This is a genomic window from Longimicrobiaceae bacterium, assembly GCA_035936415.1.
Taxonomy (GTDB): domain Bacteria; phylum Gemmatimonadota; class Gemmatimonadetes; order Longimicrobiales; family Longimicrobiaceae; genus JAFAYN01.
Genome location: DASYWD010000302.1, coordinates 1 through 16,012, shown reverse-complemented (window position 1 = coordinate 16,012; position 16,012 = coordinate 1). Strand labels below are relative to the sequence as shown.

Here is a 16,012-nt window from a genome sequence, read left to right as displayed (position 1 = left end):
CTAACCCCGCGGTTCTCGTCAATGCCACTTCAACGCTTAGGTGCCCGGACAGCCGGAGGCATGCAGGAGTTCGCGTGCCGACGCGGCTCTGGTCCCGAATCATCCGCAGGTGTGCGCCTCCGTCACCGCTTCGCGGTAATAAGTTCGGCCAGCTTTTCGACAGCAAACTCCTTCGCTAGATAGACGAGGATCGCGGGTTCTCTGACCGCGAAACCCCGGACCTCACCACCCAGCTTGATCCCGCTCTTTGCCGCTTCCACCTCGTAGGTGATCTCCCAGTGGACCATCCGGAACTTGGTCGTACAGTTACGTCGTCTTCCGGAGCGGGGGGCAGGATGGAGGTCGAACGAGCAGTCCCGCAACGTGGCACCGATCAAAGGCTGAATGATTACATCGAAGCCCGGACGATGCATATCCAGCCTCAGCCCCGTCGTGAAGGACGGGACGTAGACAGTCTCGCCGAATACGCGGGACACCGGAACTACGGTCATCCGAAGTGGCCGGTCTAGAGGAACCCTGACAGTCGTATCGCTGATTACCGAGTCCCGAATCGCCAGGCGGACGTCTTCCTTGCGGACCTCCACCTGACCTACGATCCAGTACAGGGTCGGAGCGATCTCGGCGTTGAGTCCCACGTATAGGCCGAGGTTGTTCTGCCGCATTGAAGCATGGCGCTCGAAGCCTCTCCGCCGGATAAGCAGACCTCCCTCTACGTTGCGGGGCTCCACCGGCGACTCGAACACGAATCGATCGAGGCTGTCCGGCGTCGAAGTCGCGGAGGAACTGATGCGGCCCTGGTAAATGCCCCCATGCACCCCCATCGGCAATGTTGCTCCTAGGAACTTGGGCCTCCAAAGCGATGGGCTGAAAACGCGAAGGTCAGAGTAGAGGTCCGCGGCCCGAACTCCGTCGAGGAAGTCGAAGCTGGCTCCAATAGATACTACAGCCTCGTCGTCTCGGGGGATCTCGAACTCTCTTGGCCTCCCCGCAGCACCCGGCGGAGTACCGGGCTCGCGACCCCGGGCGGGCCGGGCTAGCAGTCCTGTGCAGATGACCCGTCCGGAGGCGAGTGCGGTTACGACCACTACCTGGCCAGCGAACTCCCGGGGCTTCCCTGTGAACCGTACGCTCTTCATCCCATGCGTGAATGCCTGCGTCCTGTCCAGTACTTGGACCAGGAGTTGGGCGTCTTCGGGGGGTGAGACGGCGGTATCGCCATCCATCACCCGCACGATCAGGGTATCGCCCCGGGTCTTTGCGGACGTGTCGGCCACAATCGGGTCCGGGGTGTTGGCTCTACATCTCTGGATCTGCGTGGTCGCGGCTCCTTTGATCAGGGGAAGGGGAATGTTCAGCATGTGCACGTAGCTGCTGTCTTTCCCAGCTGGCGGCGCGTTCGGATTCGAGGCGGCGGGCGGGGCCGACTGAGCGCCCACAGCCGATGGACTGCCGATGAGTACCGCGATTGCAACGGACAGGATGGAGAGTTTGAGCATGTCAGGATCCAGAGAAGATGAGATTGGCGCCGCGGGGTGGCGGCGCGCACGGCTCACAATTTGATGGTCCGATGCAGCCTGTTTCTCTTCCAGGGATGCTCATCGTTTCACTGACGACCGATCCGGCGAGAGCCGCGACACATTATCGTTCTTTGCGCCCTGGCCTTCGGCGACGTGCCGGGAGTGGCATCATTCGGATGCGACGGTTCCGCCGCCGATCTCGTTTCGCGCCTCCTCACCGCTCCCATATGGGGGGATCGCTCGCCCATTACTTCCGGATCGCTGTAGCGGTAACGTTCCCCTCCGCGTCGACGTTGAAGGCATACGCTTCCTTCATGTCAGATGCGCCCGAGTAGGTGTATACCAGGAGCCGCTCCCCATTGGTGCGCACCTTCACGATCCCGAACGCCGTGCGCGAGAACGCCGCGGGGATCTCCTTGGCTCGCCGGCCGGTCTTGGCGGGTAGGGTGGCCTTGCCCTCGTACTTGAAGAAGGCGGCCAGCTCGGTGATGAGCACAACTGGTTCATCGACCTCCTCGCGCGAGTGCCGCCCCAGAGCGGCGACCAGTGTGGCGCGGGGGTGGATGTGCTCCACACGCTCGCTCTCGTCGCCCGACGATACCACGGAAACGACCGGCGCGACCGCACGGAGGAAGTCCGCAGAGTAGTCCGCCGACCCATGGTGCGGCACCTTCAGCACCTCCGCCCGGAGCGAGTCGGGGTGCTCAGTGGTGAGCATCTCCTCCGCTTCCTCGTTCAGATCACCAGCGAATAGCAAGCGGACGTTGCCGTACCTCAACCGCAAGATCACCGAGTGGCCATTGATGGTGTGTCCGGCCGAGTATCCTTTGAACTTCGGCTCGCCCGGGTTGCGGCCGACCCTGCGGGTAGGCGCGCCGAGGAACTTGAGAGCAGGCTCCCCATCTACGTCCACCGGAATCGGGCCCAGGATCTCCACCTCGGAGCGGGGGCCGTCCTGGACCCCCTCGTCCAAGAACGAGAAGAGCTCCCTGCCGTTGCTCCCGAAGTCCAGCCGCCGGAGTTCCATCCCGCCGCGCGTCTCCCAGCCGTCCAGAGCCCGGCACCACGGCTTGAAGAATTTGTTCCGCTCCTTCGCGGGGACCTCGCGTGGATCGTTGACTAGACCGGTGATCACCAGCGTCCCGTCCTCGAGCCGCTCAGTGGCGCCCAGCATCTCCTCATCCTGGAGCTCCTTCCCGTCGAGCTTACCGGGTCGTTTTACGAGGCCATTGTGGTACACCCGCTTCGGGTGGATGAACAGCGGCGCCCGCTCGTTCCGTTCGGCGGCGTGAATTTCGGTGAGCCCCGCGAAGTGGTCGGCGTCGCCGTGGGTGACTACGATGCAGTCGATCTCCTTCGGATGCTCAGCGGTGGTGCCGCGAAAGCGTGCAGCTAGGTAGCGCGCGAAGAGCTGCAACTCGCCACCGTCGATCAGCATCGTGCGTCCTTCCGGCGTCTCGACTACTGCGCCGTCGCCCTGCTGGACGTCCACGAAGTCGACGCGCAGGACGCGGTCGGCCTCACCGTCTTTCTCGAACAGCTTCGCCGCTTTCCCCTTGATGAAGGCGGATTTCCCGTCGAACGTTACTAGCACTCCCCTTTCCGTGGACTCCTCGAACTGTACGATGTCGCCCCAGGCGAGGGTGGCGATCTGCTGCGCGTCCTCCCCTTCGCGGTCGAACACGTTCGCCAAGTCCACCGCCAAGCGACGCTTTTCAGTCACGGCGCGCCTCCAATCGGGCTCAGGTAAGATCGGATCAGAACACCCGGATCCGCGACTCCGCAGAACAGCGGCCCGACGCGTTCCTCATTGGCCCAGGCGCTGTTCCGGTGAGCGCGTCTTCGGGCCGACGATGGGGTCTGTGTTCGCTATTACGCGGTCGATGTAGAGGCTATTTGCGTCGAGATCTCGCCCTGGGATGGAGATGTTGAAGCCGGGAATGCTGCCCTTGCAGCGACGCAGCCACTGCACCATGCGCTCTGCGTCCTCGTATGAAGCGAACTGCACTGGCTGGAACCTCTCCAGGCCCAATCCACCTACGGTTGAGCGTAGATGCAGAACACCGCTCGGTGTGGAGTTGGTTCGAACGTACCACGAATTGACGATCAATGCGGACTCTGGGATCAGTTCAACGGTAGTGTCGTGTTTGGCAGAGACAAAACTCACTACATCGTCGGATTCCGTGATGGTGGCATCCCCTCCGTCTACGCGCCGGAGAACATATTCGAGAGTTACTCTTGCGTTGCGCGGACGCGTGCTCCTAGCGATGTCGTTGAACTCTCCCCGGATTACCGCTTGCTCGCACGTCCTCGAATCCCCCGAGAAGGCGTAGAACCACTCGGATTGTCTCTCCTCAACGTCCACCACGAAATCAGCGATCACGTTTCCTGTCAGATCGATCCCAGCGGTGCTCTGCTGCAGCAGAATGGCCTGCCGCTCCGTCAGTGCACCATTCAGATCCACGAAGCGGTGCCGCAGGGTGACGCTCTCGTTCATGCCGCTGGTGGCGGAACCGGATACCTTAGGCGCCGCGCTCAGCACCGGGAGCGTTAGGCCGAGTTCCGCCCCGACTTCTGTCCCCTGCGTAAATGACAGTGTCCCCACGTCTACCGTGTTGTGCTTGGTCGCGATCTTGTCCCAGCTAACGTAGGACATGTTGCTGTCTGGCAGCTCCATCCGGATGCGTACGGAGTGGAGTCGGTCGGCTGGACTCGGAGACCGATTCTCGATGGAGAAGACCACACGACGAGAGATGCGGGCGAGGTTCCGCGCGCCGGGAGGAGGGGAGTCGGACTTAATGGGTGCGGCGATTCCCGCCGCGATCGCTCGTCCCGTACTAGCGTGCGCGGCTACCCCCCTGACGAACTCCGCCTGCGCCTCCGGTGCCAGGGCCAGAATGTTGTTGGGGTCAGAATTCGGAACCGGCAGCGAGAACGCGGTGAGCTCAGCATAGTGAATAGTGGTATCCACGACGTGCGACCTCTGCCTGTAGCGCCGAGTCACCTCCGGGCTCAGGCGCAGGGGCATACACGCCGGGACGAACAGTACAATTAGGCACAGTGTGCACAGCATCCGCATGATGGCCTCCGGCGGTCAAGGTGGACGAAGCTGTAGGCCCTTTCCGTCAATCGCGGACTCCCCGCACGCGAGTGCGGGTCGCGGTCGGCTCCCGCGGAGCAGGATCGAAAGACCGCCCGATCTGGACGAGCTCCACCCGGGGCACTGTGAATTTGGACGGACACGCCCGAAGGTTTTCTCTGGCGGGCCACATGTCCACTTCAGAGCATGCTCTTGAGATCCAGGGTTCTGGCTCGCGTTGTGGAAACAAAGCCGAGGAGGAATTTGGAGTTGCGAACGCGTCCGAAGCGGCCGAGGCGGCTGGCACTCGCCGCTCCATCCGATCCCATGCCAGGCGAGGCTGCGCAGGTGCGCCTCGCTGAGAAAAGTGGCTGCCCCGCAGGCCACTGCGCTCTGCACCTTAACGCGCGTTAGGAGGTCGAGCCGACCAATAACAAGGCCGAACAGGCGCTGCGGCGCGCAATGATCTGGAGGAAAGGCTGCCTCGGCAGCCAGAGCGGAGCGGGACTGAGCTTTGGCGAGCGCATCCTCACACTCACCAAGACGGCGCGCCAGAATGGCGTCTGTGCGATCGACTACCACGCTCGAGCGGTTCCCGTCCATCCTAGTCCCTGCTCCTTCTCCCCTGAACGGTTCCCTCAGGCGCAATCCGCCCTATCCGAACCTCCCCTTGATGGTCGGGCAGTTGTAGTTCTCGATCGCGCGGAAGGCCTCCAGCACGCCGGCCACACCGCCCCGCTCGTGGAAGGCGGCCTCGATCTGCTCAGCGAAATTCGCCAGCGCCTCAATCGCTTCGGGGTCGGCGCCTTCGCGGGCGGCCGCCGCTACGCGTCCTACCCGGCCCCGCGACGACTTGATCTTGCGAGGGTTCTTCGGCAGCTTCGTTTCTCCCGGATCGCCAATGCCGTAGAGACGATAGAACTCGAGGAAGTGGTGCCGCACCGCGGTCGGGTTGAGGGTCCCGTTGTCGTTCGGCGGGAGGGCATCCTCAGTCACGTGGAATACGTTGACCGTGAACACGCCGCCGTCGTCGGCCATGAGGTCGGCGTGGGTGAAGGGGGGATTGCCGCCGTTGCCTCCCTGGGGGGCCCAGTCCAGCTTGTCGGCGGTGAAATCCGGGATCTCCCAGGTGACCCGATGCGCCATCGCCACGGGCACCCCGTTGATTTCCCAGACCGCGTCCGCCTTAAGCTCCTTGACTCCCCCCGCGCGGAGCTCGACCCGCGAGACCACCGCGGCCGGGTCGGTGATGACGCTCGTCTTGAGCTTGCCCGCGAGGTCGGTGATGTCGAAGATCTGATCGCCGTTCTTGGGCGGTTCCTTCGGGCGGAGGTCGGTGTCCGCCGATGCGCCGTTCACATCCCCCAGCTTCAGCACCCACCCCTCCAGCGGCAGGCCAACGTCCTTGAACTTCTCTTCGTTCTTCGGGTGCAGCACCCTGGCGACGTGGGGGTGGTGACCGGCGCTCGAAGCGGGCAGCAGGACGTGCACGACGTGCTTCTGCGGGTCGGGGTCGGGCACGAAGAGGCACAGGCAGTTGAGGGAGATCTCCAGCGTAGCCATGTCTTCCTCTGTGGTTGAATGGGTTCAGTTTCCCACGTACTGGAATCCCGCCCAGGCGGCTGGCGAGCGGAGCGCCTCGTCGCCGGACCGCAGCACGTGGCGCTGCGCCGCACGGAGGGCCATGGGTCCGTTGCCCGAACTGCGGTAGGCGCGGTGGAACTCGACCATCAGCGCCCGGGTGAGCCGGTCGTCCACGTCCCACAGACTCCCTACGGCGCCGCCCGCCCCCGCCGCCAAGAAGGCGCCCGCTAGCCCGGAGAACCCCGCGGCCCGGCCTGGCCCCGTGCGCACCGTCTGGCACGCCGCCAGCACCACCAGTGACAGGTGGCGCAAGTCCATCTGGGCGATCTCGGCAGCGGCGAGCGTCGGTGGGGCGGTCCATCCCGGCGTCGGCGCGAGGAGCAGGTAAGAGCGCTCCGGCCGCTCGTCGTCGAACACCGCGTGTCCCGCGTAGTGCACCAGGCCCGCTCCGGCGAGTGCCTCGCGGAAAGCCTCCCTGCTCGCGCCCGCTCCGGACAGCAATCGTTGGCGCGGATATCCCGCAGCGACCTCCCTGACCTCGTCCGCCGCCCCCTTCAGCCGCTCAAAGCCCGGGTGCTCTTCCGGGTCGAACGCTGGATCGGAAACGAACAGTGCTGGCTTTGCGGCGCCCGTCCGGTCCGGCCGGCGCCATGCCTCGCGCAGGCTCGCCGCGAAGCGGAGCGGGCGGTCCTCCACGAGGTAGCGCCCTTGGCGCGCATTGTAGAGCGCTGCGAACGGAACCGAGGCGAGATCGCCGTCCGCAACGATCACCAGCGGGACTCCCTCTCGGCCCAGGTGGTCCTCCACCGGGCGCAGCAGCCAATCGTAGAGCCTCGTGAGCCCGGGCCGGAGTTCCGCTTCTCCGGCCGCCCCCTCCAGCTGCTGCCGCAGGCGCTCGACGGTGCGGGCGAGGCGCACCGTGTCGACGACTATGCGGAACACCTCCACCCGGCGCCCGGCCACGGTCCAGACCAGGAGCGTGTCTCCGACCAGCGCGTACTCCAGCCCTACCTCACCCGGAGGCCCCGCCACGGGTCGGGCCGAGTCCGCCCGGTCCGGCCGGCCAACCGGGGCGAGCGAGGCTCGCCCCCGGTCCAGGTAATTCAGCGCCTCGGCCGTATCGCCGGCGGCCAGCTTCAGCATCGCCACCCGGTCCACCACCGCGCGCGCCGCTTCGAACACCGCCGCGCGTCGGGGCTCCATGCGGATGGAGTCGCGTCGCTGCTCCAGGATTGCAAGGGCCGCCTCCAGGCGGGCTGTCCCGCGCTCTGTGTCTCCCGCCGCGAGCCAGGCCTGGGCTCCATCCACCACGGCGGGGAGGGCGACCAGCGGGGCGTGCATCCGCTGGAAGTACGCCGCCGCCGAATCCAGGGCCGCGGCGGCCCGTGCGGGGTCGGCGCGGAGGGAGGTGACCGCTTCGGCCATCTGCTGTCGGGCAACCATCCATTCCCTGGCTCTACGATCAGCGAGCCTGGAGATGGCCTCCTGCCCCACAGCCACATCCTCAGCCGCGCGCGGCAGGGCTCCCGCGGCCGCTAGTAGCCGGGCGCGAAGCAGGCGGGCCTCCGCCACGTAGGCGGGATTGCCGTTGCGCGTCGCCACCCGCACTCCCTCGTCCTGCAGCCGGATCGCCGTCCTCGGAAACCCGTCGGTGACAGCGATCCCAGCAATGGAAGAGAGCAGATTGTGCATTCGGTACGAGCTCCGGTACGGCCGCAGCCGCTCGAGAGCGCGATGCGCCAAGGCGTACCCCTCGTCCATCTCGCGCAACCTGAACCGCGCGACGGAATGTGCGTACAGCGTCGCCGCCTCGCTCTCACGCTCGCCGCTCCGCTCGAACAAACCTGCGGCTCGCCACGCCTCCGCCAGCCCGGATTCGTAGCGGTCCTCGCGCAGCAGCACGCTCGCGAGCAGGAGCCTGGCCTGGCCGGCTAGCGCCGGGTGGCGCACCGGATCGGTCGCCTCGGCAACCTCCCGGAGGATGGTCTCCCCCCGGCGTGCACCGCCGCTGCGGAAGAGCGTGCTCCCGTACAGAAGTCGCGCCCACTTCTGCAGGATGGGGGAGTCGGCGGCGGCGGCGATTGCGGCTCTGTACCGCGCCGCCGCGGCGGGGAATTCCACCCGCTCCTCAAGCTCACAGCCGGCGGCGAACTCCTGGTGCGCATGCGCCAGCTGCTGCGCCCCGTGCCGGCCCGCCTGTGCGCGGATGGCGCGCACTCCGTCAGCGAGCGACGCGTCTCCGTCAGGGCGCCGCTCCAACGCCCTCCCCAGAGTCTCCGCTCGGCGCAGGTGCTCCTCCGCACGCGCTGTATTCCCGGCTAGGGTTGCCCCGGCCCAGCGGTCCAGCACACGGCACCACCCCAGCACGCGCGCGCCCTGCGGATCGGCGGCAGAGTACGCCGCGTAGTCGGACTCCGGAGCATCGGGCCCGGGGGGGGGCGGCGGCGGGTCGACGGTGAGCAATTCCCTCAGGTTCCGCTTCGCCTCGCCTGCCCACCCCGACATGGAATCGACCGCCAGGTAGCTGCGCCACCCGAACTCGGCCTCTTCCACCAAGCCGAACCGCTGCAGCGCCAGCGCGCGGTTGAACAGGGCCGCCGGGTTCCGCGGCTCGCGCTCCAGCGCCTCCTCGGCGGCCTCAATCGCAGCAAGCAGGTCGCGTGGGGTGCGCGCGCGTTCCGCACGGACCAGATAGGCCGCAGCCAAGTCGGCGAGCACAGCGCCCGGACGGTCCGCCCGCCACGCGGCCATCTGCAAGGATGAGATGGACCGGTGGAGCGGTTTTCCCACCCCCGGCTCGTACAGCAGATCAATGAGCGCCGCCGCGTGTATGGCATCGGGGTCGGCTCTCTCGCGGATGGCCCTCTCCGCGCGGCTGGCGATGTCGCCGAGACGGTCCGGCCGTGGCCCGACAGCGGAGACGGCCGCACAGTCGGTGCGGGGGGAGGTGGCTTCCGGGCGGGGCGGCGCACACGACCGTTCTGCGGACGAGATCGAGAGCCGCGGCCCGATCGTCTGCTGCAGCCCGAGCCGTTCCAGTTCGCCCACCAGCCCAACGGGAGCGGAGCCACTCCGCTCCAGATCCGGACTGGAACGGGTGCCCACGAAAACGCAGAGAACTAGGATGAGGCCGACTCGGCGCGCCACCCGTGGGGAAGGATGGGTCCGCGCCGCGAGCGGCGGTTTTGCGGATGTACGCACGCGCGAGCGCGAGTGGAGGAGCGATGCCCTATAACGCGCCGGGGTCGAATCTGCTCCGGGGTGGCGAGCAAGGCGATGCCATGCGACGGACGTTCACGTCAAGGTGCGTGTCCGCCGCCGGAAAGACAATGCTGTCGTAATGCTCCCGGTTCGTGGCAGATCTCCGGGCGGGAGGCTGCCCTCAGAGGAGGGAGCGGAGCTCGGCGGCGGTGAACGACCGTGGAGGCGGGGACGGCGGCACTTGCAGCCCTGCTGCCCGGAACAACTCGCCCGGTCGCATGGCCCACCCCGGTGGATGGGTGTCGTCTGCGTCGGCCTTGCCGTATACGTATCGGTCGAAGACTGCTCCGAGCGGCACTCCGGTCTCCTGCTCCAGGTACGCTTGGAACGAGGCCGTGGTGATCAGCCGGCGTTTCCTCTCGCAGAAGAGCTTCGCCAGGACAGGCAGGAGGCCACCGGGGGCGAAGAGCAGATCCAGCTCACTGAGCAGCAGCGAGCCAAGGCAGTACGAGTCCTCGTGCGTGTGGCGGCGGTAAGGGGAGAACCCGGCCAGTTGCACGGGCGGGCGCAGGGGCGCGGCCTCCGCCCGGGGGTAACCCTGGTCGCGCCAGCTCGCGATCGCCTCGTCGATCCAGCCGGCGTTGCCGTTGGCCGGCATCACACCCCGCGCGAACCAGGAGTGGGTGATCTCGTTCCCCAGGACGCTTCGCTGGGTCATAGTGGCCCCGGCGTACTCCATGCCGCCGCCGATCTCGCCGGTACAGTAGACCAGCAGCGCCTCGTGAGCGTAGGGCCCGTAGGTACACTCCAGCTCCCGCAGGATGCCGCTCGCGTCCATCAGCGTCCGCTCCACCTCGTCCGTGTCCTCGCCGTAGATAGTCACTGGCACCTCGCTTTTCACCCCCGCGAAGGTCCCCTCCCGGACCGCCAACGGGGCGTCCGTCAGGTGCAGATAGCACGACGAGCAGGTGAAGTAGTCGGGAAAGGTGACCTGCCAAGCGGCGTCCTCGCACGAGGTGACTTGGCCGTTGGTGAAGAGCCGATGCGCGCGGCTGCTTCCGGAGACGCGGACCTCCATCGTCATCGGGAGCTGATCGAACTCCAGGTTGGCGGGAGCATATCGCTCCAGGTAACCCCGGGGGTCCAGGTCGGTCATGAAGAGCCCCAGCCGGACCCCTCCGTCTCCGAACCCGACCACATCCTTCGGGAGTGGATATCGGATGTCTAGCTCGTGCTCCACCCCGGCAGCGAGCGGCTCATCCAGCATCCGTAACGGCGCCGTCTCGTCAGGCGGCGCTACCAGACGGAGCCGTTCCGGCGAGAGCGACTGCCCCTCCAGGACCAGCTGGGTCGGATCCGGCACCAGGTCGAGAAGGGGCCGACCCGGCTGCGGCAGGGTAAACCGGAGTCTGCCCCGCCCGTGGGCGCGCCTGCGCGCGATGTCGAGGCTGAACTCCAGGTGTAGCCCCACCGCATCGATGGGCACCGCCACGTTCCCTTTCACGAAGAAGGACGGGGGAATCTCGCCGGCCTCACCAGCCCAGTTTCCCCGGAGTGGTTGATCGTTCATGAGACCCTCGCTACGTTGCGTGAGGGACAGAGGCGCAGCCCTGCAGCAGCCATCTTCCCGACTGTTGCGCTCATCTGCTAGTAGATGATGCGCGCACCGCGCCTGGTATTAACGCTCCCCTCTCCGCTTCACCAGACAGTCATCCGAACCGCGAGCGAGGCTTGGGTTCAGGCGACTACCCGGCTCGCTCGCCGCTCCCAGTGGATAAAGATGGACACAAGTCGGCATTTTCCTCCCCGCTATCCACTTCGACGGCCGTTCCCGAGCAGATCTCAGTGGCTCGATCTAAACGGTCGGCCTGGTGCTATAGCGGGGCGACACGCGCTGCCTGAAACGTCGAGAGGCGGATCTCGCGGATCGTGGGATGACCAGCCCTGACACGGGAAACCTCCCCTTCAGCGCCCCGGCTCCGTCGGTCAGACACGCAGCCTCCCGGCAGAATTTTTCACACCCTCTTCACACCTTTGAACGGAGTCGTGCACTCAACTGGTTGCAGGATGTGAAGTTACTGAGGAGTGTTGCCGCGGTGATCCACCGGAGCACTACCGGTACAGAGGCGCCTCTTGCAGTTCCCGATAAACTCTGTTTCGAAGATGGGCCGCCCGCGTGGCCGCCCATTCCTCTTCACCCCCTCTTCGCCCCTCCGGAGCCAGATGCAGGGCCATGCGGGGAGGCCTGCCGAACGCTCGGTCACGGAACGCCGGGACCACCCCGACCGGAGGCCTCCTCGGCGGTCCCGGGACGGTTCAGGCCTTGCTTGCGGACATTTCCGGGGTGGGCTACTCTGCTCCAGTGAACAAACGCCGCCGCAGTCCTGGCTCCTCCTCCACACACCACGCGCACATGAGTCCCTACGTCCGCACGTCCGTGCCCGTGCTTCTCGCCGTGCTGGCACTCACCGGCTGCACCTCCCCTCGCGGCGGTAGCCAGGCCAGCGCTCCGGCCCCGCAGCCCGCGCCCCGGACCGCTGAGACCCGGCGGCCCGACTTCGAGATCACCACGACCGAGAGCTTCGACCCGGCGTCGATTCCCCTGTATGGCGGCAGCCATCCCGAGGTCTACGCCTACATCGATGCCCACCAGACAGCGCACCTGGAGAACCTGCGCCGCTGGGTCCGGCAGCCGTCCATCAGCGCACAGAACCAGGGCGTGCAAGAAATGGCGGCCATGCTCCGCGACGACCTGAAGAGGGTCGGCTTCCAGGAGGCAGAGGTGGTCCCGACGTCCGGCCATCCGGGTGTGTGGGGCTACCTCGATGCCGGCGCGGAGAAGACCCTGGCCGTCTACATGATGTACGACGTCCAGCCGGTGGAGCCGGAGGGGTGGAGGGTGGACCCCTTTGCCGGAGAGATCGTGGAGCACCCGCTCGGGCGCGTCCTCATGGCGCGCGGGGCCACGAATCAGAAGGGACCCCAGCGTGCCTTCCTGAACGCGGTGGAGGCGATCCTCAAGACCAAGGGGCGCCTGCCGGTCAACCTGATGGTGCTCGCAGAGGGCGAGGAGGAGCTGGGCTCCCCCCACTACCCTGAGCTGATCGACCGGTTCGCGGAGCGGCTCGAGCGTGCGGACGGCGTGCTCTTCCCCTTCAACGGGCAGGATCCGGCCGGTGACGTGGGGATGACGCTCGGGGTGAAGGGGATCGTCTACTTCGAGATGGAGGTCAGCGGGGGCGCGCAGGGTGGGCCGGCGGAGGCGGAGATCCACAGCTCGCTGAAGGCGATCGCCGACGCGCCGGCGTGGCGGCTGGTGCAGGCCCTCTCCAGCCTGACCACCCCGGATGGCAACACCATCCTGGTGCCGGGCTACTACGACCCCATCCGTCCCCCCTCGGAAGAGGAACAGCGCCTGGTCAACGGCATGCTCCCGGCCTGGACCGAGCGGGAGCCCAGGATGCGCCAGGGCCTGGGCGTGCAGCGCTGGATCGATGGGATGAGCGGGGAGAAGTCGCTCATGAACCATCTGTTCAACACCACGCTCAACATCGACGGCATCTGGAGCGGCTACACCGGCCCGGGGGTCAAGACCATCCTGCCGCACAGGGCCACCGCCAAGCTGGACTCGCGGCTGGTTCCCAACCAGACACCCGACAGCGCGCTCGCCCTCATCCGGCGCCACCTCGACGCCCAGGGGTTCAGGGACGTCGAGGTCCGCAAGCTGAGCGGCTACCCGCCTGCGCAGACCTCCGTGGAGGCGCCGCTGGTCCAGGCCGCCATCGGCGCGTACAAGAAGCACGGCTTCACCCCGAGCGTGACTCCTCGCCTCGCGGGGAGCGCGCCGTACTACGTGTTCACGGAGCGGCTCGGCCTCCCCATGATCCCCGGGGGGATCGGCCACGGTTCGGGGGCGCACGCGCCCAACGAGTACATGGTCGTCGCTCCCAAGCCCGGCTCGAGAATCGCCTCGCTGGCCGAGGTGGAGAAGTTCTACGTCGATCTGCTGTACGCCCTGACGGCGGCGAAGTGATCGTGATGGAGGAGGACAGGGCGGGCCGCACGGGGTGCGGCCCGCCCTGTCCTCGTTCCGTCCATTGCCGCCGTACACCCCCACTCGTCCACGTGGGAGCAGGGCCGCACGGCGTCAGGGGGTGAGCCTCGTGGCAGCGGCAAACGCCGGGACGGCGCCGGACACGCGCTCGCGCTCCAGGTGAGGGCGCGGGTTGTGCGAGGGAAGCGGGATCCCTGCACCGACGGCGTGTGCTTCTGCGCGGACTGCACGAGAGAGGGACCGGAGCGCCAGATGCCAGCTCACTTCCCCTTCGACAACACCTACGCGAGGCTCCCCGAGCGGTTCTTCGCGCGAGTCGCCCCCACTCCGGTCAGGGGCCCACGGCTTGTTCGGGTCAATGGTCCCCTGGCGGCCCAGCTCGGCCTCGGTCCGGACTGGCTCGCCAGCGAGGAGGGTGTGGAGGTGCTGGCGGGCAACCGCGTCGTCGAAACGGCCGAGCCGATCGCGACGGCGTATGCAGGGCACCAGTTCGGCGTGTTCGTCCCGCAGCTCGGGGACGGCCGCGCGGTCCTCCTCGGCGAGATCGTCGACCGTGCCGGAGTACGGCGCGACGTCCAGCTCAAGGGCTCGGGTCGGACGCCCTTCTCGCGCGGCGGGGATGGAAGAGCCCCCCTGGGCCCGGTCCTGCGCGAGTACGTGGTCAGCGAGGCGATGGCCGCGCTGGGAATCCCCACGACCCGCGCGCTTGCCGCGGTGACCTCCGGGGAGGTCGTGGTTCGTGAGACGATCCTTCCGGGTGCAGTCCTGACGCGCGTCGCCTCCAGCCACGTCCGGGTGGGCACCTTCCAGTTCTTCGCGAGCCGCGGGGACGTGGAAGGCCTGCGGCTGCTCGCGGACCACGTGATTGCGCGACACTACCCGGACGCGGCCCGCACCGAGCGACCGTACCGCGCGCTGCTCGACGCCGTCGTCCGAGCGCAGGCCGGGCTGATCGCAGAGTGGATGCTGGTCGGGTTCATCCACGGGGTGATGAACACGGACAACATGTCCATTGCCGGCGAAACGATCGACTACGGGCCCTGCGCCTTCATGGATGCCTACGACCCCGGGGCGGTCTTCAGCGCGATCGACCGGCAGGGGCGGTATGCGTACTTCAGGCAGCCGGCGATCGGCGAGTGGAACCTCGCCCGTTTCGCCGAGTGCCTGCTGCCTCTCCTCTCGGACGATACAGGCGCCGCAATCGCCGAGGCGGAAGAAGCCCTCGACGCATTCAGATCGGTATACGAACGGGCGTACCAGGCAGGGCTCGGACGGAAGCTGGGCCTGCTCGGTGAACGCGAGGGCGATGCCGAGCTCGGGCGGGACCTGCTGGAGGCGATGGGTGCGAACGGTGCCGACTTCACGCTCACGTTCCGTCGGCTGAGCAGGGCGGCGTCCGGCGACGCGGACGACGCGGGCGTGCGGAGCCTGTTCGCAGACCCTTCCGCCTTCGACGAATGGGCCTCCCGGTGGCGGAGGCGGCTCGACCAGGAGCCCACAGACGCAGCCGCGCGCCGCGCCGCCATGCTGGCGGTGAATCCGGCCTACGTACCGCGCAACCACCGTGTGGAAGCAGTCATCCGGGCGGCCGTCGACGAGGACGACTTCGCCCCGTTCCACGAGCTGGTGGCGGTGCTGTCGAATCCCTACGAGGAGCAGGCGCCCTTCGCCCGATACGCGGACCCGCCCGAAGAGGACGAACGGGTGTTCCGGACCTTCTGCGGAACCTAGCCCGATCGGGGAGCGTGGCCGGAGCCACAGAGGCCGCAGCGGTCAGCGGAAAATCGGCGGCCGATCTGGCCGCCGATTCCTTTGTCTCAGACGATGTCGACCAGCCGCACGTCGAAGGTGAGGTCCTTGCCGGCAAGCGGGTGGTTGGCGTCCAGCGTCACGTCGGTGTCGCTGACCTCGGCCACGGTGACGACCGCCACCTGTTCGCCCTGGCTCATCTGCAGCTGCTGCCCCACCTCGGGCTGCACCTCGGGCGGGAACTGGTCGCGCCCCACGGTGAGCATCATCTCGTCGCGGCGCGGGCCGTACGCCCGGTCCGCGGGGATCTCCACCGTGCGCTCCTCGCCCGGGCTCAACCCGTCCACCGCCTGCTCGAAGCCGGGGATCACCTGCTGCGCGCCCAGCGTGAACTCAAGCGGCTCGCGCCCCTGGGAGGAGTCGAACACCGTCCCATCGTCCAGCCTGCCGGTGTAGTGGACGCGCACCGTGTCGCCGCTCTTCGCCTGGGCCATTCTCACCTCCCGTCTGGGGTTCCGATCCCGGCGCGCGGACCACGCCGAAAGCGGGCGACGGGACGCAAGATGCCGGCCCACGCGCCCCGTTTTACCGCCCGTTAATTCCCGGTTGACCGCGTCGGCGTAGCTTCCTCCCGTTCGATCGAGGCACCTGATTCTTACACGAACGGAGATCCACGATGAATACAGCTCGCCCGTCCCGGTTCGGCCGGGGCATCCGGACCGCCGCCCTGCTGACGCTCGCGCTCGCTGCCGCTCCCGGGGCGGCCCCCGGCCAGGACACCGGCCCCGCCCTTTCCGCCGCCGCGGTGCAGGCATACCGGAACCCGCC

At 67.3% G+C, this 16,012-nt stretch carries 9 protein-coding genes; 2 read left to right on the top strand and 7 right to left on the bottom strand.

The features are described 5' to 3' along the window. Positions 1–122: 122 nt before the first annotated feature. The 6 genes from VGR37_12480 to VGR37_12455 all read right to left on the bottom strand — a co-directional run bounded on the left by VGR37_12480 (position 123) and on the right by VGR37_12455 (position 10,951). Positions 123–1,496 (bottom strand): hypothetical protein, encoded by a 1,374-nt coding sequence (locus tag VGR37_12480; GenBank protein ID HEV2148212.1) that lies wholly within the window; start codon positions 1,494–1,496, stop codon positions 123–125. 268 nt (positions 1,497–1,764) lie between these two features. Then, positions 1,765–3,240, bottom strand: a complete 1,476-nt coding sequence (locus VGR37_12475; GenBank protein ID HEV2148211.1) for an MBL fold metallo-hydrolase — start codon at positions 3,238–3,240, stop codon at positions 1,765–1,767. Positions 3,241–3,324: 84 nt separating this feature from the next. Beyond that, entirely contained in the window at positions 3,325–4,488 is a 1,164-nt protein-coding gene (locus VGR37_12470; GenBank protein HEV2148210.1) for a hypothetical protein, read from the bottom strand. A gap of 762 nt (positions 4,489–5,250) precedes the next feature. Further along, positions 5,251–6,159: a hypothetical protein gene (locus VGR37_12465; protein HEV2148209.1), complete on the bottom strand. Its 909-nt coding sequence runs from the start codon at positions 6,157–6,159 to the stop codon at positions 5,251–5,253. A gap of 24 nt (positions 6,160–6,183) precedes the next feature. Further along, positions 6,184–8,931, bottom strand: a complete 2,748-nt coding sequence (locus VGR37_12460; protein HEV2148208.1) for a CHAT domain-containing protein — start codon at positions 8,929–8,931, stop codon at positions 6,184–6,186. 631 nt (positions 8,932–9,562) lie between these two features. Then, positions 9,563–10,951: a hypothetical protein gene (locus VGR37_12455; GenBank protein ID HEV2148207.1), complete on the bottom strand. Its 1,389-nt coding sequence runs from the start codon at positions 10,949–10,951 to the stop codon at positions 9,563–9,565. Positions 10,952–11,794: 843 nt separating this feature from the next. Between VGR37_12455 and VGR37_12450 the strand changes: the two genes are divergently transcribed. Next, positions 11,795–13,414, top strand: a complete 1,620-nt coding sequence (locus VGR37_12450) for a M20/M25/M40 family metallo-hydrolase (protein HEV2148206.1) — start codon at positions 11,795–11,797, stop codon at positions 13,412–13,414. Between the two features lie 273 nt (positions 13,415–13,687). Continuing rightward, positions 13,688–15,166 (top strand): YdiU family protein, encoded by a 1,479-nt coding sequence (locus tag VGR37_12445; GenBank protein HEV2148205.1) that lies wholly within the window; start codon positions 13,688–13,690, stop codon positions 15,164–15,166. An 86-nt stretch (positions 15,167–15,252) separates the two neighbouring features. Here VGR37_12445 and VGR37_12440 read toward each other — a convergent pair whose 3' ends face one another. After that, entirely contained in the window at positions 15,253–15,678 is a 426-nt protein-coding gene (locus VGR37_12440) for a peptidylprolyl isomerase (protein ID HEV2148204.1), read from the bottom strand. Positions 15,679–16,012 lie beyond the last annotated feature (334 nt).

Coding starts and splice junctions, on each gene's coding strand:
- VGR37_12480 (HEV2148212.1), bottom strand. CDS start 1,496: ATGCTCAAACTCTCCATCCTGTCCGTTGCAATCGCGGTACTCATCGGC.
- VGR37_12465 (HEV2148209.1), bottom strand. CDS start 6,159: ATGGCTACGCTGGAGATCTCCCTCAACTGCCTGTGCCTCTTCGTGCCC.
- VGR37_12460 (HEV2148208.1), bottom strand. CDS start 8,931: ATGGCCGCGTGGCGGGCGGACCGTCCGGGCGCTGTGCTCGCCGACTTG.
- VGR37_12455 (HEV2148207.1), bottom strand. CDS start 10,951: ATGAACGATCAACCACTCCGGGGAAACTGGGCTGGTGAGGCCGGCGAG.
- VGR37_12450 (HEV2148206.1), top strand. CDS start 11,795: ATGAGTCCCTACGTCCGCACGTCCGTGCCCGTGCTTCTCGCCGTGCTG.
- VGR37_12445 (HEV2148205.1), top strand. CDS start 13,688: ATGCCAGCTCACTTCCCCTTCGACAACACCTACGCGAGGCTCCCCGAG.
- VGR37_12440 (HEV2148204.1), bottom strand. CDS start 15,678: ATGGCCCAGGCGAAGAGCGGCGACACGGTGCGCGTCCACTACACCGGC.